Genomic DNA, 22,136 nt, shown 5'->3' on the forward strand with positions numbered 1-22,136 from the left:
ATGATTTAATAATTATGAAAAAAATTCTTTTACTTTTTTCTTTAATTACTCTAATTGGATGTTCTCAATTTTCAAATAGAAAAGACCATAGTCAAAATATTTCTTTTAAAAGCTCTCTTTTAAAAGGAAAACATAACTTCACTTTAATTTCTTTATCTTATCCAAAACTTTACAAAGATAAAATTAATTTTTACAATGATTTAAGCCAAAATCTATCAGAACTTAATGAAGTTCAAAAAAATAGTATAAATTTAATTATAACCAAAGATATTCAAGATGATTTTAATTCTATTTTAAAAAATGGATGGTTTGATCAAGAGATTATTGGAATGAAAATTGTTGAAGATTTAAATGATAACGACAAATTAATTCTTCAAGAACTGAATATTCCTACTCCTACAAACGCTGGAGATATTCAAAAATTATTAAATCAACAATATTATCTACTTTTAAAGATTACAAAAAATGAAACTATGTATAATTCTGAATTTCTATATACAGAGCTTGATAAAAGTTTACTTATGCAAGATATTTTAATAAGTAGAAAAATTATAATTGAATCTCTTAATAAATTAAAAAATAATTTTGTTTATTTAGAAGAATCTAACATTAAAAATAAACCTTTATATTTAGCTTCTAATACATCAGATATAAATTTACTTACTAATCCTGTTATCTTCCAAGAGTCTAATGGGTATTCAGGTTTTAAAGTTCTTCCTAACTCATTAGTTCTATTCAACGGAAATGGTAAAAACTTTTTATCAACAGAAGATTTTACACTTACTTCAAACTTAATTTTTATAACTTCTTTTAATAAATTAAAAGAAATTTCTAGAAATTCTAAGTCAGTTTCCGATTTGTTAAAATGGCAAAGAAAAGATTTGAAAGTAAACAATGAAATTGACTCTCTGGATGTTAAGTTTTATAATTGGGAGGCTAAATAATTGATTACATATTTTGCTTTTATTATTTTATCATTTATTTTCTTTTTAATTATAAAAAAAATGGAAAAAAGAAATTTTGAAGAAACGAGTAAAATTTTAAAAAGTTTTATAAGCAAAGAATTTTTAGATGATTTATCAGAAGATTTAAAAAATGATTATGAAAGAGCTACTGCGGCTATCAAAAAGCAAGATTTAGAGCTTGATAACTCTATTGAAGAACTTAAAGATTATAAAAAAGAACTCGAAGTAACTTATGAGTCTCTACTTACTAAATCTAAACAACTTGAATACAGCAATCAAGTTCTAGAGCAAAGAGTAGCTAGTTTATCTAATATAAATTCTTTGTCTAAAACTGTTCTTTCAATTATGGAACTAGATAAAATAATTTCTACAATTCTTGATGCTTATTTTGTTTTAACTGGAGCTAAAAGAATATCTTTGTATCTTTGGGAAGACGGTAAGCTTCAAAATAAAAGAATTAAAGGTGATATCTATTTCAAAGGTGAATTAAGTTATCCTGAAGAAGTTTTATCTCAATTCACTCGAAAAGATTATAAAAATGTCTATATTGAACTTCTTAAAGGCTTTCCACTTACATGTGATGAAAAAATTATTGCTTCACCACTTAATGTAAAAGGTAAAGAATTAGGTGTTATTTTTATCATTGAAGATAAATCTAAACTTATCAAAAGTGATGAAGAAACTATTTCTGCACTTACTATACAAGTAGCTATTGCCATTAATAATGCTCAAATATATTCAGATTTAGTTATTAAAGAAAGAATGTCCCAAGAGTTAGAAGTAGCTTCAAGAATTCAAAAAAGAATTATTCCTAAAAAAATTCAAAAAGTTTTAGGTCTTGATGTCGCTACTTTTTTTGAACCTGCAAAAGAAATTGGTGGAGATTACTATGACTATTCTCTCTTAAATGAAAAAATTTTTAGTATTACGATTGCTGACGTGAGTGGAAAAGGAGTTCCTGCAGCATTTCTTATGGCATTGGTTAGATCTGTTTTAAAAACTCTTGAACTTCAAGGTGAAGAACCTTGTTTCAATGTTAAAAAGCTTAATAAGCTGATTTATCCTGATATTACAGAAGATATGTTTATCACTATGATGCACAGCAAATATAATTATGATACAAAAATTTTAACTTATTCAAATGCTGGCCATAATCCATTAGTAGTCTATAACAGTCTTACTCAGTCTATTGAGTCTCACTCTGTAAAAGGAGTTGCTATTGGATTTTTAGATGACTATAATTATAAACAAGGTGAAATTAAACTTAATATTGGTGATGTTGTTATTTACTATACAGATGGTATTACAGAAGCTGAAAATATTAACAAAGACCTCTTTGGAATTGAAAGATTAAAAAATATATTAATGGAAACTTCTTCTCTTTCCTCTAAAGAAATCAAGAAAAGACTACTTGCTGAAGTTAATAGTTTTCAAAACGGTTGTGAACAAAATGATGATATCACATTTGTAGTAATAAAACGAGATGAATAAAAACAGTTGACTACTTTAGTATAAAATAATATAATTTTACGAGATTATTTTTTTAAACGTAATTTAAAAAAAAATTAGGGAGGATTCTAAGTGAATAATTATATCTTAGAAATGCAGAACATCAGGAAGACTTTCTTAGATGGACAAGTTGTCGCCAATGACGATATTACTTTAAAAATTTTAGAAGGTGAAAAGCATGCTATCGTTGGAGAAAATGGGGCTGGAAAGTCAACGCTTATGAAGATGTTAAATGGTCTTTATACTCCAACTTCTGGAAAAATATTCTACAAAGGAAAAGAAGTGCAAATAGATTCACCAGGTAAAGCTGCAGAAATAGGGATTGGTATGGTTTATCAACATTTTATGCTCGTTCCTACTTTAACAGTTGCAGAAAATATGATTTTAGGTGTAGAACCAAAAAAAGGATTATCTTTAGATATACACAAAGCTAGAAAAGATGTTCTTGAAGTTTCAAGAAAATATGGTCTTGAAATTAATCCCGACGCTTTAATTTCTAATCTTTCAATTGGTATGCAGCAAAGAGTTGAAATACTTAAAATACTCTTTAAAGGTGCTAATTTATTAGTATTTGATGAACCTACAGCTGTTTTAACACCACAAGAAATTAAAGAACTTTATAAAATTATGGATAATTTAATTGCAGAAGGAAAAACTATTATTTTTATATCTCATAAACTTCAAGAAGTATTAGATATATCAAATAATATAACTGTTATTAGAAGAGGTGCTGACATAGCTAACTTCTCAACTCTTGAAGCCACTAAAGAAAAAATTGCCAATGCTATGGTTGGTAGAGCTGTTTTATTTACAACTGAAAAACCTATAGTTGAAATCGGACAAACTGTTTTATCAATTAAAAATGTTGGTGTTAAGGACCAGTTTGGAGTTATTAAAGTTGAAGATGCTACCTTTGAAATAAAAGAAGGTGAAATTTTAGGAATAGCTGGAGTTGAAGGAAGTGGACAAACTGAACTTGTTGAAGCTTTAACTGGACTTAAAGAAAATTTTTCTGGCGAAATGATTCTTGATAATATTATATTAAAGAGAAAAACTCCTCGAAAAATATCTTTACTTGGTTTAGCTCATATTCCAGAAGATAGACATAAAAGAGCTGCCATTTCACAATTTAGTGTAATGGAAAACTTTGCTCTTGGATTAGAAAGAGATGAGTATTCTAAATTTGGACTTCTTAACTTCTCTAAATTAAGAAAAGACGCTGAAATGTTTATGGACAAGTATGATGTTAGACCTAGAAGTGTTGATACTGATTTTGGAAGACTTTCTGGTGGTAATCAACAAAAAATTATTGTTGCTAGAGAACTAGAAAAGAAAAATAACAGTCTTATTATTGCTGGACAACCAACTAGAGGTGTTGATATTGGTGCTATTGAATCAATTCATAAACTTATATTAAACGAAAAAGAAAAAGGTAAAGCCATTATGGTCGTTTCATCTGAGTTATCTGAAATTTTGAATCTTTCAGATAGAATAGCAGTTATGTGTGCTGGAAAAATAACAGGAATTCTTTCTAGAGAAGAAGCAAATGAAGAAAAAATTGGAATTCTTATGGCGGGTGGTAAAATTGATTAAAAATAAAAAAATCTTAAATGCAATTGTTCCTTTTATTGCTGTTTTATTAGCATTGTTAATCGGAGCAATTATAATTTTCTATATGGGTGAAAGTCCTACAAAAGCTTATTATTACTTATTCACAGGAGCTTTTGACGGAGTTACTCCAATTGCTAGAACATTATTAGAAGCTACACCACTTATTTTTACTGGACTATCTGTTCTTATATCGTTTAAAGGTGGAATGTTTAATATTGGTGCTCAAGGACAAATGACTATGGCTGGACTTGCTGCTGCTGCTGTTGGTGGTTTTGTTGCCAATACTTTTGTCAGTAATGTTTTTGTTATTTTAATAATTGGAGGAGCTGCTGGATTCTTATGGGCTTCAATTGCTGGTTGGTTAAAAGCTAAATTGGGTGTTCATGAAGTTATTTCTACTATTATGCTTAACTATATAGCGGTTAGTTTTGAACAATACGCTTTAAATTATCCACTTAAAGCTCCTGGAATTAATCCACAAACTCCTGCTGTGGTTGTAGGAGCTAGATTAGGAAAACTATTAGATGTTAGAGTTCCTTTAAATTATGGATTTATTATCGCTTTAGTTTGTGTTTTCTTAGTTTGGTTTATTCTTGAGAAAACAGTTTTAGGATACCATATAAAAGCTGTTGGTTACAATCCTACCGCAGCTGAAAATAACGGTATTAATGTTAAAAAAATTATTGTTTTAACTCTTGGTATCTCTGGAGTTCTTGCTGGACTTGGTGGAGTTGAAAGAGTTCTTGGTGGAGTTGGACAATATGCTTATAAAACTGGTTTAACTGCAACTTATGGATTTGATGGAATCGCTGTTGCTTTACTTGGAAAAAATAATCCTCTCGGAGCTTTATTAGCTGCAATTTTATTTGCTGCTTTGAGAGTTGGTGGAAGATCTATGCAATTTAATACAAGTGTCCCTAGCCAAATGGTTATAATGATTCAAGCTATAATTATTTTATTAATTGCTGCTGAAAATATGATTAGATCTTGGTTAGAAAAAGGATCAAAAGGAGGAGCAGAATAATGGGGAATATTATTTTTAGTTTAATTTTAGCTACAATCAGGCAAGCTGCTCCAATTCTTATTACAGCTATTGGTGGAATGTTTTCTGAAGTTTGTGGTGTTGTTAATATTGGTCTTGAAGGAATGATGCTTATTGGTGCTTTTTCCTCTGCTGTAGTTTCTTATTATACTGGTAGTTGGGTTCTTGGTATTTTCGCTGGAGCTATATCTGGTGGATTAGTTGCTTTAATTCATGCTATAATTAGTATTAAATATAGAGGAAACCAAACTGTATCTGGAGTTGCTATTAATCTTTTTGCCTCTGGATTTACAATTTTTATGCTTAGAGTTTTATTTGAACAAGCTTCAAATAGTCCTTCTGCAACTAGAATTCCTTTATTATTTAATTTCTCTTTACTAACTTACATTATATATGGACTTGCAATTGGATCTGGATACTTTTTATATAAAACAGTTACAGGCTTAAGAATGAGAGCTGTTGGAGAATATCCTTTAGCTGCTGATACTGTGGGTATCAGTGTTGCTAATGTAAGATATTTAGGTGTTGTTCTATCAGGAGTTTTTGCTGGTCTTGGTGGTACATACCTATCTATTGGTTCTCTTAGTCAATTCTCTAAAGAGATGTCAGCTGGAAGAGGCTTTATTGCTTTAGCTGCTCTCGTTTTTGGCAAATGGAAACCAAAAGGTGTTTTATTTGCAAGTTTACTTTTTGGATTTGCTGATGCAGGGCAAACAGTTATACAACAATATGTTACATTTATTCCGCCTCAATTTATACAGATGATACCTTACTTATTAACTCTTTTAGCTTTAGCTGGAGTTGTTGGTAAAGCCGTTGCACCTAGTGCTTCTGGAAAACCTTATGATAAAAATACAATCTAACTAATTAGGGGTGTTCAAAATGAGTAAAGAAAAATTTTCAAGTATAGGTGGACAAGCTGTTATAGAAGGGGTTATGATGAGAAATTCTAACCTAATTGCTACAGCTGTGAGAAAACCTAACGGTAAAATTGTTTATAAAAAAACAATAATATCAAAAAATAGAAATATACTTTCTACAATACCTTTTATAAGAGGTGCAATCACTCTCTTTGACTCTTTAGTTTTAGGAGTGAAAGAGCTTACTTTTTCAGCTAATCAAGCTGAAGCTGAAGAAGGAGAACTTTCTCAAAAAGAAGCTATTATGACAACTGTTGCTTCTTTAGCTTTAGGAATTGGCCTTTTTATTATTTTACCTTCTGTCGTTAGTAGTTTTTTATTTAAAGATAATAAAATATATAGTAATTTATCTGAAGCTGGACTTAGATTATCATTCTTTATATTATATATATTTTTAATTTCTTTTTCTAAAGATATTCAAAGAGTATTTCAATACCATGGAGCAGAACATAAATCCATATATGCTTATGAAAAGCAACTCGATTTAACTCCTCAAAATGCTGCAAAGTTTACAACTTTACACCCTAGATGTGGAACTAGCTTTCTTCTTATAGTTATGTTTATTGCTATAATAGTTTTTACAAGCTTAGATTTCATTCTTCCACCACCGAGTAGTTTTACGGCAAAATTACTTACTAAGGTAGTTCTAAGAGTTCTATTTATGCCTTTAATTGCAGGAATTTCTTATGAACTTCAAAGATATACTAGTAATCATCTAGATAACTGGTTTATTAAATTAATTGCAGCGCCTGGAATGGCATTACAAAAGATAACAACTAAAGAGCCTGATTTTGATCAACTTGAAGTTGCTATTGTTGCTATAAAAGTAGTTTTAAATAAACCTATAGAAAATGCAACTGAAATATTTAAATAAAAAAAAATCTAAAGTTAAACTTTAGATTTTTTTTTATTTTCTTGATTTTATAACTATACAGTAGTATATTTTAATTATATTTTATTTTAGGAGGTTCTTTATGAATTATAAGTTTAATCAGAATAAAAATTGTGAATTTTTTCCGTGCCATAAAATAGAGAACAAAGAGGATTTTAACTGCTTGTTCTGTTATTGTCCACTTTATATGTTAGGAAATGAGTGCGGTGGTCAGTATAAACATACTGTTGGAGGAATTAAAGACTGTTCAGATTGTATTTTGCCACATATAAAAGATATTGGATATGATCATATCCAAAAAAAAATGATGACTGTTTTAGAAATTGTAAGAAATAAACATCTTAAAGATATTGGAGAAGAAGATAAAATTGTTAATTTAAAGTAAAAAAATATTTTTTAAGAAGAGGTGATTTTATGAATCCTAATAATTTTACAGAAAACTCAATGCTTGCATTAACCGATTCACAAACTTTAGCACAAACTTATTCACAACAAAATATTAAGCCTGAAATTTTAGCACTAGCACTTGTTGCCCACAAAGAAGGTTTAATAACTAGAGTTTTAACAAAGATGGGATTAGATAGTAAAATTTTACAAGCATCACTAGAAAACATTTGTAATAAGCTACCTAAAGTAACTGGAACTTTTACACAAATAGGAATAGATCAAAAAACTAATGAAGTTTTAAGTGATTCCAAGGTATTAATGGAATCTATGGGTGATTCATATATTAGTGTAGAACATATTTTTCTATCACTTTTATCTAAAACTTCTTTTTTAAATAGTTTAGGTATTGATTATACTTTATTTAAAAAAAATATTGTAGAAATCAGAGGAAATAAAAAAGTTGATTCACCTAATCCAGAAGTAAAGTATGAAGTTTTAGAAAAATATGGTCGTGATTTAGTTGAACTTGCGCGAAAAGGAAAAATTGATCCAATTATAGGAAGAGATAGTGAAATTAGAAGAACTATTCAAATTATTTCTAGAAGAACTAAAAACAACCCTGTTTTGATTGGTGAACCTGGAGTTGGTAAAACAGCTATTGCAGAAGGTCTTGCACAAAGAATTTTAAATGGAGATGTTCCTGATTCTTTAAAGAATAAAAAAGTTTTTTCTTTAGATATGGGATCTCTAATTGCTGGTGCAAAATTTCGAGGTGAATTTGAAGAGCGTTTAAAAGCGGTTTTAAAAGAAGTTGAAGATTCTGATGGTGAAATTATTTTATTTATAGATGAAATACATACTATAGTTGGAGCTGGAAAGTCCGATGGCGCTATGGATGCTGGTAATCTTTTAAAGCCTATGCTTGCTAGAGGTGAAATCAGGGTTATTGGTGCTACTACTTTAGATGAATATCGAAAATATATTGAAAAAGATCCCGCACTTGAAAGACGTTTTCAACTTGTTTTGGTTAATGAACCTACTGTTGAAGACACAATTTCTATTTTAAGAGGAATAAAAGAAAAGTTTGAAGTTTATCATGGTATAAGAATAAGCGATGGCGCTATCGTTGAAGCGGCTGTACTTAGTAACCGTTATATCACAGATAGGCAGCTGCCTGATAAGGCTATAGACCTAATTGATGAAGCTGCAGCTATGATTAGAACTGAGATGGATTCTATGCCTGAAGAATTAGATCAACTAACTCGGAAAGTTATGCAACTTGAAATTGAAAAAGAAGCTTTAAAAAAAGAAACTGATCTATATTCAAAAGAAAGACTTGAAACTTTACAAAAAGAACTTTCTAACTTAATTCAAAATAAATCTATTTTAAAAATTCAATGGGTAACAAAATAGTTACATTAAATTGTAATAAATTTAATTAATTAAAAGCCCTGCGTATCTCGTGAGGGGTGCGTACTAAAGGTGTTAAAACGGTGGAAAACCTAAAGCCTTGTTGACTACAACATAACTAGAAATGGTAAGTGTGAATGTGGCGAAAGCAGAAAAAACAATAAGGATAGCCTATGTTGAAAAAAATCTAATTAGGTCTTATAAGTGATAGATAAGATACATTAGGCACTAAGGGTGGTTTAATGGTAGTTCCGTTACGAAAGTGCTAAGTCTTAAAACGATATGCAAGACGTCTAACGACTATCCCCTTGAGGGGGAGTACACTACAAGCTAATGGTAGTGGAAAAATTCCGTTCTCTATAAAATATAAATTAGAGAAAAACATATAGTCTACGCTTATGTGAAAGCATAAGAGGTCTATCAGAAATGAAAAGACTGCTGTAAGAGTTGCGTTTTACAGTGAATAAGATAAATATATAAATAAATTTAAAAATAAAATAATTTTTTTGAATGTATATATTTATTGTATCGGAAAATGAAAAACAAGATTTAAATAAAATTAAGGATATTAAGTCTGAAATTGAAAAAGTTAAACTTCAAATTTTAGAAGCTGAAAGAAAATATGATTTAAATAAATTAGCTGAATTAAAATATGGAGATCTTGCCACTTTAGAAAAAAAACTAATTGAAGAACAAAAACGTATTGAAGAATCTTCTACGAGTAGATTGGTTAAACAAGAAGTTGGAATTGAGGAAATTTCAGAAATTATTTCAAAATGGACTGGTATTCCTCTTTCAAAATTAATGGAAAGTGAAAAAGAAAAACTATTACAGTTAGAAGCAAATTTAAATGCTAAGGTGATTGGACAAAATGAAGCCGTTAAAGCTGTTTCTGAAACTATCTTAAGAGCTCGTGCTGGACTTAAGGATCCTAACAGACCTATTGGTTCTTTTGTTTTTCTAGGACCCACTGGTGTTGGTAAAACTTACTTAGCTAAATCTTTGGCATACTTCCTATTTGACGATGAAGAAAATGTTTTAAGAATAGATATGAGTGAGTATATGGATAAATTCTCTGTAACTAGATTAATCGGTGCACCACCAGGATATGTTGGTTATGAAGAAGGTGGACAACTTACAGAAGCTGTTAGAAGAAAACCTTACTCTGTTATACTTTTTGATGAAATTGAAAAAGCTCATCCTGATACTTTTAATATTTTACTTCAAGTTTTAGATGATGGTCGTTTAACTGATGGACAAGGAAAAGTTGTCGATTTCAAAAATTCATTAATTATAATGACTTCTAATATTGGAAGTCACTTAATTTTAGAAGATCCTTCTTTAAAGCCTGAAACAAGAGAACTTATTAATAAAATGCTTCTTTCTAATTTCAGACCTGAGTTTTTGAATAGAATTGATGAAACCATTATTTTTAAAGGACTTGGAATTAATGAAATTAAAAATATAGTTCATCAACTTTTAAAAACTCTTGAAATAAAATTAAAAGATAGAAAAATTAATTTTATTACTACTGAAGCTGCAATAGACTTCTTATCTAAAACAGCCTACGACCCTTTATTTGGAGCTCGTCCATTAAGACGTTATATCCAAAAATATTTGGAAACTGAAATTGCTAAAATTATTTTAAAAGGTGAAGTAAAAGAAAGAGAAACTATTAAAGTTGATTATATCGATAACAATTTAGTTTTTGAAATTATAAAATAAAAAAAATGGGTTTTACCCATTTTTTTTATTGACTTTTGTTTGAAAAAATGTTATTATAATTGTATAGCTTGGTAACGATAGCTACGGAGGTACACCCAGTCACATTTCGAACCTGGAAGTTAAGCCCGTAAACGCTGAAAGTACTTGGGGGGCAGCCCCCTGGGAGGATAGGAAGTTGCCAAGTTTTTTTATTTTTTGTAATTTACCAAGAATTCTAATCTATTTTCCTACGATAGATTTTCTCTTAAAAAAAAAGACCTTTTGGCCTTTTTAGTTTTATCTTCTATTGTATATTGGAATTATTTCCTCTTCTTCATCAAATCTTGGATTCGTTATATTATTTTTAATTTCTCTATAATCTAATTGATAACTTTTGTTCTTAGGAAGTGAACAATATATCTTATCTCCTGGATTAATAATTTGTCCTTCTTGTATATGAACTGCTCCACTAATAAAATCTAAAATTCTTTGAGACTTTTCTGAGTCTAAATCACATAAATTTATATGTACTATTTTTTCTGCTTTTATATGCTCTACACATTTTAGGCAATCTTCAAATCTATTAGGCTTTAAAAAAATTATATCAAAATCTGCCATTTATACACCATCCTTTTTAATAAAATTATACACTATTTATAAATTTTCTACTACTTTTTTTATAATTTCATCCACTGATAACTCACTTGTAAAACCTGCTGCTTTTATATGACCTCCACCACCAAAAAGAGCTGCTATTTTATTAACATCAGCATTATATTTACTTCTTAAACTTCCTTTTATTTTTCCATTTTCATCTTCTCTTAAAAATAAAGAAACTTCACTTCCACTATAATTAATAAGTTCTTCAACAACACCTTCAGTATCATCTTTTACAGCATTTAAAGATTTTAACTTTTTTGCCGAAAGATTAAAATACATTAATTTTTTATTTTCTACGAATACCATTTCACTTAAAGCAGTACCTAAAACTTTCATCTTTTCAAAAGATTTTGTCTTAAAAAATTCATTTACAATTTTATTGTTGTTGACTCCTAATGCCATCAACTCTGATGCAACTAAAAATGTCTTATCTGTAACATTACTATGAGCAAAATTACCAGTATCATTTACTAATCCTAAATAAATCGCTTCACACATCTCTAAGGTCATCTCAACATCTAGTTCTTTTAAAATTGTATACATCATCTCTGACGTAGAAGATATTTCTTTAACTATATTTATATCACCATATTTAGAATTACTAATATGATGATCTATATTTATTTTAAAAACATCTTCTACCAAGTTAAATACTGTTCCAACTCTATCAATTGTAGCAGAATCTACAAGGATAGCTAAATCATAATTAGGATTTATTACCTCTTCTATTTTCTTTATTTTTTCAGATCCTTTTAAAAAAGAAATGTTTTTCGGTATACTATCTTGTAAAACAAATTCTATTTTTTTTTCTGGATATTTTTTTTCTAATCCAAGTAAAAGAGCTAATCCTGCTCCTACTGTATCACCATCTGGATTTATATGTCCCGCTATAATTATATTTTTACTTTTTTCTATTTTTTCTTTAACTTTTATTATCAACTTAATCTCTCCTCTTTTTTACTACTCTCTTTATCAAATGTATAACCTCTTCCTACAACATCATAAACATCTGAAATTACTACGAAAGCTTCTTTATCAACTTCTGTAATTAAATCTTTTAATAAGAAAATTTCTCGATTTTTCAAAACAGTTGTTACAACATTTCTATTTTCTTTTGAATAAAGTCCTTCTGCTTTATAATAGTTTCCTGTTTTTCCTAAATCTTCAACTATTATTTTTCTAACTTTTTCAACTTCTGTTGTAACTATATATGCCATTTTAGCATTCCCCAATCCATTTATCATCTTATTTATCACTATTCCTGTTGTATACAAATTTATAAGAGCATATAATGCTTTTTCTATACCAAATATATATGCTGCTAAAAGTACAACAATTGAATCTATTATTATTAGTGCTTGCCCTATAGGTATTTTAAAGAATTTATTTACTATTCCTGAAATAATATCACTTCCACCAGTTGTACCACCATTTTTAATTACTGTTCCAATACCTACTCCCATTAATACTCCACCATAAAGAGTTCCCAATAAGATATTACTTGAATTTGTGAAATCTACCACTTTATCTATTTGAGGTAAAAAAATTCTAACTAACTCAATATTCAAAGATAAAAATGAAATTCCAGCTAAAGTTTTAAAGCCATAAGATTTTCCAAATATTTTTATTCCTATTAAAAACAGTGGAATATTTATAGTGAAAACTAATGCTCCTACCGAAATTCCTGTTACATAATTAATTAAAATCGCAAGACCTGTTGCTCCTCCTGGAGCTAAATTAGATGGAACTAAAAAAGCTTTAATACCTATCGATGCTATCAAAGTTCCTATATAGATATAAATATATTCTATTAAAACTTTAAGTTTTTTTCTTTTCAATTTAACCCCCACAATTTTTAATTGTTTTCTATACTTTGTTTATTCTTTAACTCTTTTAAATAAACTTCTTCAGAATTATATCCCATTCTTTTTGCCATCAAATTCATCACGGCTATTTCAACCATTGCTGCAGCATTTCTTCCAGAAGATATATACAATTTTATTTTAGAAATTTCATTCCCCAAAAGTGTTTCTGTAGATTCTTGATAATCCATTGCAGTTAAATAATCCTCGCTTTTTAATTCTTGTAATTCTATTATTACATCTAGTCTTTTACTTATTCTTACTGCTCCAACACCATATAAAGCTTTTATATCTATTATTCCTAATCCCCTAATTTCCATAAAATACGGTAGTTTTGAGGCTCTTCCTGTTATATCTCCTACAATACCTTTTTCAAATTTTACAGAGTCATCTGCAATCAATCTATGTCCTCTATGTATTAATTCTAATGCTGTTTCACTTTTCCCTATTCCACTTTTCCCTGTAAGTAGAACACCAAAACCATATAATTCAACAAAAACTCCATGTAATGAAATTGATGGTGCAAAATAATTTTCTAGATATGCACTAAAAGTAGCTACTACATAACTCGGCTTCTCTAGTTTTGTTTCTAACAAAATCATTTTATTTTGTCTTATTTTTTCTAAAAAATAATCAGGAATATTTTTTACTCCTGAAACTATAATCGCTGGAAATTCATCTTCTAAATATCTATCCAAATTTTTATCTCTACTATCAATTGAGATACTATCTAAGTATTTAAATTCCGTATCTGTGAATAGTTGTAAACCTTTGTACCCTTCATCATTAGATATATCAAAATATCCTGTTAATGCTAAAGAAGGTCTATAAACACCTGTCGTTGTAATATTTTTTATATCTAAATATTCCTCTCCATTTAAAACATTCAAATTAAATCTAGATTTTATATATCTAACTGGCATACTTGTCTTATCGTTCACAACTAAACCTCTCTTTTTATTTTCTTTGTTTTCTTCTATCATTTTTTTCGATTCTTTCCAAAAATATTCTGCTGAATTAACACCTGTTTTTTTCAATCTATAATTAATTGCTGCTGTTTCTATTATTATCGCAAGATTTCTTCCTTTTCTAACAGGAACTGTGACTTTAGGTAGTTTAAATCCAATAAATTCTTCATAAACCTCATCTAATCCAAGTCTATCATAAAATTTTTTTTCATCCCATTTCTCTAATTCAATCAAAAGTGTTATCTTTTTTTCTTTTTTTGTACTCTTAATTCCAAAATGAGTTGTCACATTTATATCATTACCATCTTTTCCAAAAAGATAAAAATTGCTATCCCCATTCTCTTTATCTGATGTATTTGATCCTAAAATAAATCTATTTGCTATATTTTGAATTTTTAACTTTGTATCTGTTATAAACTTATGGCCTCTTTCTAACAATTCAACTGTTGCACCTAATCTAGCATCTTCATAACCTTTTAATAATATTCCAACCCCATAGATATCTAACAATATACAATTATCAATTAAAATCTCTGTTGCTAAGACTTTTTGTAAATAAAATTTAGCATTTCTTATAAATTCAATTGTCTTGTTATTAGATTTTAATACTGGTTTATTATATTTCTTTGCTATTTCTATAATCTCTTGAACAATTTCATTTTCTGTTGTCACTACTAAAACTGGAAATGAATAGCTCAAATACTTCTGTAATATTTCATTTCTTTGTATTTTATCCATTTTTTCTAAATAATTAAGCTCTTTTCTTCCTAAAACGTTTATATTTGTTTCTAGCTCTTCACCATCACAAAAAAAACCAATTAATTCATAACCAGCTCTATAAATACTTTGTGTTTTTATTTCTATTTCCATATTTACTTCTAACAATGGAACTAAATCTAAAATCTTTGACAGGTCTTTTATATTTGGAAATCTTCTCATTCTTATTCTTTCCATCTTACTCCCCTACTTTTGTTTATAAAAATCTTCGTTTCTTTGTTTATAAGTTTCCTCTATTTTTTCTAAAAATATTTTTTTCTGATTTTCTCTTTTTATATATTCAGATTTTAATATTATAATTTGATTATATAAATAATAACTCAAAACTATTGTTAAAACTATTATTATAATTTTAAAAAAAAACTTACTTTTCATTTAAAAATACTTCCTTTTTAAATTTACTCAATAGATAAAATGATCCACAAAATAAAATTACTTTTCCTGAGTGTTTTTTTGCTAATTGATAAGCTTCTAAAATATCTTCTTTATAATTCTTTTTTATAATTTTTGACGAACTATAAAGCTCTAAAGCACTTTGGCCTCTTAGATTTTCAATTAAAGAAGTAAATATAATTTCATCTACATTATTTTCTAAAAGTTTTAATATTTTATTGGAATCTTTGTCTTTCAAAATAGAAACAACCGCTACAATTTCATTTTTTTTATAACCACATTTCAGTGTTTCACAAAGAGTTTTCATGCCATCTTCATTATGAGCTCCATCTAATATTAAAATTTTATTATCTATAGGAACAACTTCGAATCTACACTGCCACTTTACTTTTTCTATTCCTTTTTTTATAATATCTGTTGAAATATTTAATTGTTTTAATACTTCAAATGCACATAAAAAATTCTTGTATTGATAATCACCAAATAAAGAAAAATTATATATTTTATTTTCTATTTCAATAATAGTTTTATAATTATTAAAATCTAAACTATAGTTTATATCTTTATATTTCTCTATGACATTTATATATATTTTAGTTTTATCTTCAATAGCTTTTATAAAATAAGGATTACAACTTCCTACTATAACTTTTGAATTTTTTTTTATTATTCCAGCTTTTTCTCCTGCTATTTCATATATTGTTTTTCCTAAAAAATCTGTATGATCTAAACTAACATTTGTTATAACGCATATATCACTTTTAATTATGTTAGTAGCATCAAATTTTCCACCCATACCTACTTCTATTATTGCATATTCAATTTCTTTATCTGAAAAATATTTAAACATCATAGCTGTTGTCATTTCAAAAAATGTAGGAGTTATTTCTAACTCCTTAACTACATTTTTTATATAAGAATAGTAATATGCAATTTCCTCATCTGTAATTTCTTTTCCATCTACAGATATTCTTTCATTAAATTTAAGAATATGAGGTGAAGTGTATTTCCCTACTTTTTTTCCAGATTCTATTAAAACTGTTTCTATTGTTGTTGACGTAGAACCTTTTCCATTCGTTCCTGCTACATGTATAGTTTTATAATTATTTTGAGGATTACCCATAGCATTACATATATCGTCAATATTTTTTAATCCTAGTTTTATTCCATGAAGTGAGTATGAATATAGCTCTTCTAATAACTTTTCAATATTCACAAAATTTCCCCCTTATTAATTATAAAATTATAATGCGTTTAGCATTCCTTCTATTATTATTTTAGAATTTTGGGCTGCTAATTTTACAAACTCATCAAAATTCATATTTGCATCATGATTTGCTTTATCAGAAATTGATCTTATTACTACAAATGGTTTATTTAAAATTTGACATACATGAGCTACTGAAGCTCCTTCCATTTCTGTACATTCACCAATAAATGTTTCTCTTAACCAGTTTATCTTTTCATTTGATGCAACAAACATATCTCCACTTAGTATTCTTCCAACAAAAACTCTATTTTCTCCAAAGTTTTCTGTAGCTACTTTTTTTGCTAAATCTATAAGCTCTAAATCTGCTTTAAATTTTGAATTTTCCATTCTTGGAATTACTCCTTGTTCATAACCAAAAGCAGTACAATCAAAATCATGCTCAATTAAATCTGTAGATATAACTATATCTCCTATATTTATATCTGGATTTAATCCACCTGCTACTCCTGTAAATAAAACTTTATCTACTGAAAATTCTTGAATTAATAATGTCGAACAAATAGCCGCGTTTACTTTTCCTATTCCACATTCTACTAAAACTATCTCTTTATTTAAAAGGGTTCCTTTAAAAAATTGGTATCCTCCTATTTCACTAGTTTCAATTAATTCCATAACCTCTTTTAGTTCAATTACCTCTTCATGCATTGCTCCAATTATTCCTAATAACATCTTTCCTCCTAATTAACTTTTTATGTTGTTTTTATTTAATTTTTTATATAATTTCCATCTATCATGAAACCACATCCATTGGTTTGGATGATTTTTTATTATTTGTTCAATCACATTCATTACTAACTGAGTATTTACTTTCACATCATCTTTAAATGAGCTCGTTCTTATTAATTCTATCTCATTTGTAAAAAATGTTGTACAAGTATTATCCCTATGCATAACATTATAACCTATAACTAACGGCAACTTATGCTTTAATGCTATATTAACTATTCCTGTTGGAGAAACAGTATCTTCACCAAAAAAATTAACAACTGCTCCTTTATCTCTGTGATCTGTAAACAAAGCTATTACTTTTTGTTTTTCAATCTCTTTTAACAACTCTCTTGAAGTTTTTTTTGATTTTTTTAACAAAGTAATCTTTAATTTTTTTCTAGCTTCTGTTATGAATTTGTCTATATATGGATTTCTTTGAGCTTTTGCAACAGTTACAATATCATAAATTTCTCCTGCTTTTAAATTTGCTTCCATATTTCCCATATGAATTAGAGCTACTGCTAAACCATTATTTTTTTCTTTCAACAAAACTAACTTTTCAAAGTCTTCTAATTTCACATTTGTTTTCAAATAATCTTCAAACCATAGTGATGATATAAAACCTTTAGCCATTATTTTATATGATTCCATTGCTATTTTTTTTCTTTCATTATATGGCTTATCTGGAAAAGCTAGCTTTAAATTCGCCAAAGCTATTAATCTTCTCTTTTTAATAAGATAATAACCTAAAATTCCTAATTTTTCAGCAAATTTAAACCTTGTTTTTTCTGAAAATAGAAGTAAAATACGACGAATAACTTTAAATATTAAATACTGAAGTCTATACATTTTCCTTATCACCTTATCTATTTATTTCAACAAATTTATTATATCATATAATAAGAAGTTATGCTATGCATATCAAAAAGGGTGAGCATAGTGCTCACCCACCTTTAAAATACTATTACCATTACATTTTCATCTGGTCTTTGTTCATTTGATTTTCTATTAACTTTACCATTGGTTACCCAATCAAACAAGAATTTTATATGTGATTCCATATTTCTAATACATTTTCTTGTTCCTTCAACTGTTCCCAACGAACCATCTTTTTCTCTTAAGAAAAAATCTCTATTAATATTTTCTTCAAAATTAACAGGTGTACCATGAATATATCCTCCACCAGAGAAACGAATTGCATATTTTGCCATACCTGCAGCATTATTGTACTCATCTCTATAAGCCATTTCATACTTTAATACTGGTACTATAAAGTAACCCTTCGGAGTTTCAAATCCTAAAGCACTTTCTATTCCAGTTTTATTTAATGTGTATGATATCAATTCCCATCTTCCATCAGAATTTTTTTGGAATATTCCTTGGTTTTCATTATCTAAATCAATTGCTATAACTTTTCTGAAATTTGCATTTACAGCAGGGTATCTTGTTATTGCATTTTTAGTAATTTTTAATGATTTTTCTGGTATTGAAAGTGCATTTACATACACATCATTTCCTTTTGTAGATTCAACAGACATTAAAGACCTATCGGGTATAAATATAGTTTCACCATTTGAAGTTGCTCTTGCATTCTGATCTGCTGAAACTCCATATTTATCTTTTTCTCTACTCATATTTTGATTACTTGGATTAGGTACATAAGTATTTACAGATACTAACTCTTTTCCATTTTGTGATTCTGTTTGTAAAAATTGTGATAATTTATGAACTCTATTATTCATTTCATCAAACCTAAATCTTCTTAAAGTTACAAGCATTGCAGAAACATATCCATATACTTTGTTTCCATTATTATCTTTTAACTCTACCTTATACCATTCATTTCCACTTGATTCAACTTTTTCTAAAACTTGTAATTTTGTATTGAATGGAAACCTTACAATTTCTTTAGAATATATTGAAGAATCCTGTCTTATTGGTGCTTCTACACTTTTTATAAATGCATAATTTAAATATTCTGGTTCTGCTTCATTGTTCATTATATTTACGTAAACACTCATCGGTATTATATTTTCATACTTTTCTTTCAATATTTTAGTAACTGCATGAAGTGGCTGTGATAAAAAAGTTAGTCCAAATACCATAATCCCTAAAGAGATCAATTTGCTTTTTTTCATTATAAACCGCCTATTTTAATTTTGACTCCATTAGATCTGTCACTATCTGTGGATTAGCTTTTCCCTTAGATAACTTCATAACCTGTCCTATTAACCCCTTTAAAACTCTAGGTTTTCTACCTTCATCTGAGTTTTTAAAGTCCTCTACCATCTTAGGGTTTTGAGCTAATACTTCATCTACTATCGTTTCTATTTCCCCTAAGTCAACAACCTGAATCATACCTTCTTCTTTTACAATAACTTCAAGATCTCTACTATCATTTAATTTTATAGTAAATAACTCTTTAGCCATTTTTGAAGAGATTACATTTTTTTGAATTAGATTAATTATTTTACCTAATTCTTCAGATGATATTTTAGATTCATCTATTGTTTTTCCACTTTCTTTTAAATCTCTTAAAACTTCTGTCATTATCCAATTTGAAGAAAGTTTTGCATTGTCAGTTATTAAAACAACTCTTTCAAAATAATCAGCTAATTCTATTTCGTCTGTTAATATATTTGCATCATATTTTGGTAAACCATAATTTTCTTCAAATCTTTTTAATTTAGCTGTTTTTGATTCAGGCATTAATGCTTTTATTCTTTCAATTTCTGAATCTTTTATGATTAATTTTGGTAAATCTGGTTCTGCAAAATATCTATAATCCATTGCATCTTCTTTACTTCTCATTATTCTTGTAACTTGAGATTCATCATCCCAAAGTCTTGTTTCTTGATTTATTATTTCTCCATTTTCAATAGCATCTATCTGTCTTCCAATTTCATAATCAATAGCTCTAGCTACTGCCTTAAATGAGTTTAAATTTTTAACTTCTACCCTTGTTCCAAAAACTTTACTTCCTTTTTCCATTACAGATATATTTGCATCACATCTTAAAGAACCTAACTCCATTGAGACATCACTTATCCCAGTATATTTTATTGTACTCTTTAAAAGATTTAAATATTCATAAGCTTCTTCAGAAGTTCTTAAATCAGGATCAGATATTATCTCTATAAGAGGCATTGATGCTCTGTTAAAGTTTATTAGTGACTCTGAGCCAGCATGTATAGATTTTCCAGCATCTTCTTCTATTTGAATTCTTGTAATTCCAACTCTTAACTCTCTACCAGAATTTAATTTAACATCTAAATGACCTTTTTCACAGTAGGGTTTTTCAAATTGAGTTATTTGATAATTTTTTGGTGTATCTGGATAAAAATAATTTTTTCTATCAAAACCACTTACATTATTTATATTACAGTTTAAAGCTAATCCTGCTTTTATAGCATACTCTACCACTTTTTTATTTAATTTTGGTAATGCTCCTGGATGTCCTAAACATATTGGACAAGTATGTGTATTTGTTGGTGAATTGTCATAATCTGCATTACATCCACACCATACTTTTGTTCCTGTTTTTAATTGAAGGTGTACTTCAAGTCCTATTACTGATTCCCATTGTTTGGCCATTATACTCTCTCCTTTATAGCTTTTTCAAAAGCATCTCCAGCTTTTAAGATATCTTTTTCTCCGAATGCTCTACCTAACAGTTGAATCCCTACAGGTAATCCTTCTGTCATTCCAGCTGGAATTGAAATTCCTGGAATGCCAGCTAAGTTTGCTGGTATTGTAAAGATATCTTCTAAATATAACTCTACTGGTGATTTTTTTTCATCTAATCTAAAAGCAGGTCCTGGTGTTACTGGAGTAAATATAATATCCACTTTATCAAAAGCTTCATTAAAATCATTTTTTATTAAATTTCTAACTTTTTGAGCTTTTTTAAAGTATGCATCAACGAATCCAGCACTTAGAACATAAGTTCCTATCATAATTCTTCTTTTTACTTCATCTCCAAATCCTTCACTTCTTGATTTGATGTATAATTCATCTATATTGTTTGCATCTATTGTTCTATGCCCATACCTAATTCCATCAAATCTAGCTAAGTTTGAACTTGCTTCTGCTGGTGCTAAAACATAATATGTTGGAGCTGCATATTTTGTGTGTGGTAATGATATTTCAATTATTTCTGCTCCTAAAGATTTAAAAGTTTCTAGAGCTTCATCAACAACCTTTTTTACTCCTGGATTTAGTCCTTCTATAAAATATTCTTTCGGAACACCAATCTTCATTCCTTTAATATCTCCAGTTAAATAATCCAAATAATTTGGAACTTTAACCTCTTCTGATGTTGAATCATAATCATCCGCTCCAGAAATAACATTTAAGCTTAATGCTATATCTTTAACTGTTTTTGCAAAAGGTCCTATTTGATCTAAAGACGAAGCAAAGGCCATTAATCCATATCTTGAAATTCTTCCATAAGTTGGTTTTAATCCTACAACTCCACAGAATGAAGCTGGTTGTCTTATACTTCCACCAGTATCAGATCCTAAAGAAATAAAACATTGTCTTGCAGCAACAGACGTTGCTGCTCCACCACTACTTCCTCCTGGAACTCTTTCTAAATCCCATGGGTTTCTTGTTGTTTGTTTATATACTGATGTTGTAGTTGTTGATCCCATTGCAAACTCATCCATATTTGTTTTTCCAATTATAATAGCATCAGCTGCTTTTAATTTTTTTACAACAGTTGCATCATATATTCCCTCATATCCTTCTAAAATTTTAGAAGCTGATTGAGATGGCTCTCCTATAGATACCATATTATCTTTTATTGCAATTGGAACTCCTGCTAAGCTTCCAACTTTTTCTCCTGATCTTATTTTTCTATCGACTTCTTTAGCTTCTAACAAAGCTTTTTCTTTTCTTAAAGATACAAAACTTCCAATTTCTTTATCAGTTTCTTCTATTCTATTAAAAATTGCTGTAACAACCTCTTCAGATGTAAGCTCTTTATTTAAAATTTTCTCTCTTATTTCAAAAGCTGTTAAGTTATATATTTTTTCCACAGATAAATCCTCCATTAAA

The 22,136-nt window shown here is 28.3% G+C and carries 18 protein-coding genes, 1 rRNA gene and 2 pseudogenes; 10 read left to right on the forward strand and 11 right to left on the reverse strand.

From position 1 onward, the window contains the following. Positions 1 to 14: 14 nt before the first annotated feature. From ACRCZX_RS04485 to rrf, 10 genes and pseudogenes are all read left to right on the forward strand, one after another. Positions 15 to 944: a hypothetical protein gene (locus ACRCZX_RS04485; protein WP_438581742.1), complete on the forward strand. Its 930-nt coding sequence runs from the start codon at positions 15 to 17 to the stop codon at positions 942 to 944. Next, positions 945 to 2,456: a SpoIIE family protein phosphatase gene (locus tag ACRCZX_RS04490; protein WP_438581743.1), complete on the forward strand. Its 1,512-nt coding sequence runs from the start codon at positions 945 to 947 to the stop codon at positions 2,454 to 2,456. 90 nt (positions 2,457 to 2,546) lie between these two features. Next, on the forward strand, positions 2,547 to 4,067 hold the full coding sequence (locus ACRCZX_RS04495) for an ABC transporter ATP-binding protein (protein ID WP_438581744.1): 1,521 nt from the start codon (positions 2,547 to 2,549) through the stop codon (positions 4,065 to 4,067). Beyond that, positions 4,060 to 5,109 carry an ABC transporter permease gene (locus ACRCZX_RS04500; RefSeq protein ID WP_438581745.1) on the forward strand — a complete coding sequence of 350 codons (1,050 nt, stop codon included), beginning with the start codon at positions 4,060 to 4,062 and terminating at the stop codon, positions 5,107 to 5,109. The genes ACRCZX_RS04495 and ACRCZX_RS04500 overlap by 8 nt, the downstream gene beginning before the upstream one ends. Further along, positions 5,109 to 5,990: an ABC transporter permease gene (locus tag ACRCZX_RS04505; protein ID WP_438581746.1), complete on the forward strand. Its 882-nt coding sequence runs from the start codon at positions 5,109 to 5,111 to the stop codon at positions 5,988 to 5,990. The genes ACRCZX_RS04500 and ACRCZX_RS04505 overlap by 1 nt, the downstream gene beginning before the upstream one ends. A 19-nt stretch (positions 5,991 to 6,009) precedes the next feature. Further along, positions 6,010 to 6,921, forward strand: coding sequence for a DUF1385 domain-containing protein (locus tag ACRCZX_RS04510; RefSeq protein ID WP_438581747.1), 912 nt, complete (start codon positions 6,010 to 6,012; stop codon positions 6,919 to 6,921). Between the two features lie 100 nt (positions 6,922 to 7,021). Further along, positions 7,022 to 7,324 (forward strand): cysteine-rich small domain-containing protein, encoded by a 303-nt coding sequence (locus ACRCZX_RS04515; protein ID WP_438581748.1) that lies wholly within the window; start codon positions 7,022 to 7,024, stop codon positions 7,322 to 7,324. A gap of 29 nt (positions 7,325 to 7,353) precedes the next feature. Beyond that, positions 7,354 to 8,727, forward strand: a pseudogene (locus ACRCZX_RS04520) (Clp protease N-terminal domain-containing protein); the annotation flags it as partial. A 540-nt stretch (positions 8,728 to 9,267) separates the two neighbouring features. Next, positions 9,268 to 10,461 (forward strand): annotated as a pseudogene (locus ACRCZX_RS04525) (AAA family ATPase); the annotation flags it as partial. Positions 10,462 to 10,528: 67 nt separating this feature from the next. Then, positions 10,529 to 10,645: ribosomal RNA gene (gene rrf, locus ACRCZX_RS04530) — 5S ribosomal RNA — on the forward strand. 92 nt (positions 10,646 to 10,737) lie between these two features. Here the strand turns inward: rrf and ACRCZX_RS04535 are convergent. The 11 genes from ACRCZX_RS04535 to gatA form a co-directional block, all read right to left on the reverse strand. After that, positions 10,738 to 11,058: a cell division protein SepF gene (locus ACRCZX_RS04535; protein ID WP_438581749.1), complete on the reverse strand. Its 321-nt coding sequence runs from the start codon at positions 11,056 to 11,058 to the stop codon at positions 10,738 to 10,740. A 36-nt stretch (positions 11,059 to 11,094) separates the two neighbouring features. After that, positions 11,095 to 12,045: a DHH family phosphoesterase gene (locus ACRCZX_RS04540; RefSeq protein WP_438581862.1), complete on the reverse strand. Its 951-nt coding sequence runs from the start codon at positions 12,043 to 12,045 to the stop codon at positions 11,095 to 11,097. Next, positions 12,036 to 12,938, reverse strand: coding sequence for a YitT family protein (locus ACRCZX_RS04545; RefSeq protein ID WP_438581750.1), 903 nt, complete (start codon positions 12,936 to 12,938; stop codon positions 12,036 to 12,038). Before ACRCZX_RS04545 ends, ACRCZX_RS04540 begins: the two co-directional genes overlap by 10 nt. A 17-nt stretch (positions 12,939 to 12,955) precedes the next feature. Beyond that, positions 12,956 to 14,884, reverse strand: coding sequence for an HPr(Ser) kinase/phosphatase (hprK, locus tag ACRCZX_RS04550; protein WP_438581751.1), 1,929 nt, complete (start codon positions 14,882 to 14,884; stop codon positions 12,956 to 12,958). A 9-nt stretch (positions 14,885 to 14,893) separates the two neighbouring features. Further along, complete coding sequence (locus tag ACRCZX_RS04555) at positions 14,894 to 15,082, reverse strand: hypothetical protein (RefSeq protein ID WP_438581752.1); 189 nt, start codon at positions 15,080 to 15,082, stop codon at positions 14,894 to 14,896. Then, positions 15,072 to 16,316 carry a bifunctional folylpolyglutamate synthase/dihydrofolate synthase gene (locus ACRCZX_RS04560; protein WP_438581753.1) on the reverse strand — a complete coding sequence of 415 codons (1,245 nt, stop codon included), beginning with the start codon at positions 16,314 to 16,316 and terminating at the stop codon, positions 15,072 to 15,074. Before ACRCZX_RS04560 ends, ACRCZX_RS04555 begins: the two co-directional genes overlap by 11 nt. Before the next feature lie 27 nt (positions 16,317 to 16,343). Continuing rightward, complete coding sequence (locus ACRCZX_RS04565; RefSeq protein ID WP_438581754.1) at positions 16,344 to 17,039, reverse strand: 5'-methylthioadenosine/adenosylhomocysteine nucleosidase; 696 nt, start codon at positions 17,037 to 17,039, stop codon at positions 16,344 to 16,346. 12 nt (positions 17,040 to 17,051) lie between these two features. After that, positions 17,052 to 17,927 (reverse strand): lysophospholipid acyltransferase family protein, encoded by an 876-nt coding sequence (locus ACRCZX_RS04570; protein ID WP_438581755.1) that lies wholly within the window; start codon positions 17,925 to 17,927, stop codon positions 17,052 to 17,054. A 104-nt stretch (positions 17,928 to 18,031) separates the two neighbouring features. Further along, positions 18,032 to 19,216 (reverse strand): L,D-transpeptidase family protein, encoded by a 1,185-nt coding sequence (locus ACRCZX_RS04575; RefSeq protein ID WP_438581756.1) that lies wholly within the window; start codon positions 19,214 to 19,216, stop codon positions 18,032 to 18,034. A 10-nt stretch (positions 19,217 to 19,226) separates the two neighbouring features. Beyond that, entirely contained in the window at positions 19,227 to 20,672 is a 1,446-nt protein-coding gene (gene gatB, locus ACRCZX_RS04580; RefSeq protein WP_438581757.1) for an Asp-tRNA(Asn)/Glu-tRNA(Gln) amidotransferase subunit GatB, read from the reverse strand. Beyond that, a complete protein-coding gene (gene gatA, locus ACRCZX_RS04585; RefSeq protein WP_438581758.1) occupies positions 20,672 to 22,117 on the reverse strand; it encodes an Asp-tRNA(Asn)/Glu-tRNA(Gln) amidotransferase subunit GatA in 1,446 nt (481 codons plus the stop codon). Before gatA ends, gatB begins: the two co-directional genes overlap by 1 nt. Positions 22,118 to 22,136: the final 19 nt, after the last annotated feature.

Source organism: Cetobacterium sp., assembly GCF_051658645.1.
Classification (GTDB): domain Bacteria; phylum Fusobacteriota; class Fusobacteriia; order Fusobacteriales; family Fusobacteriaceae; genus Cetobacterium_A.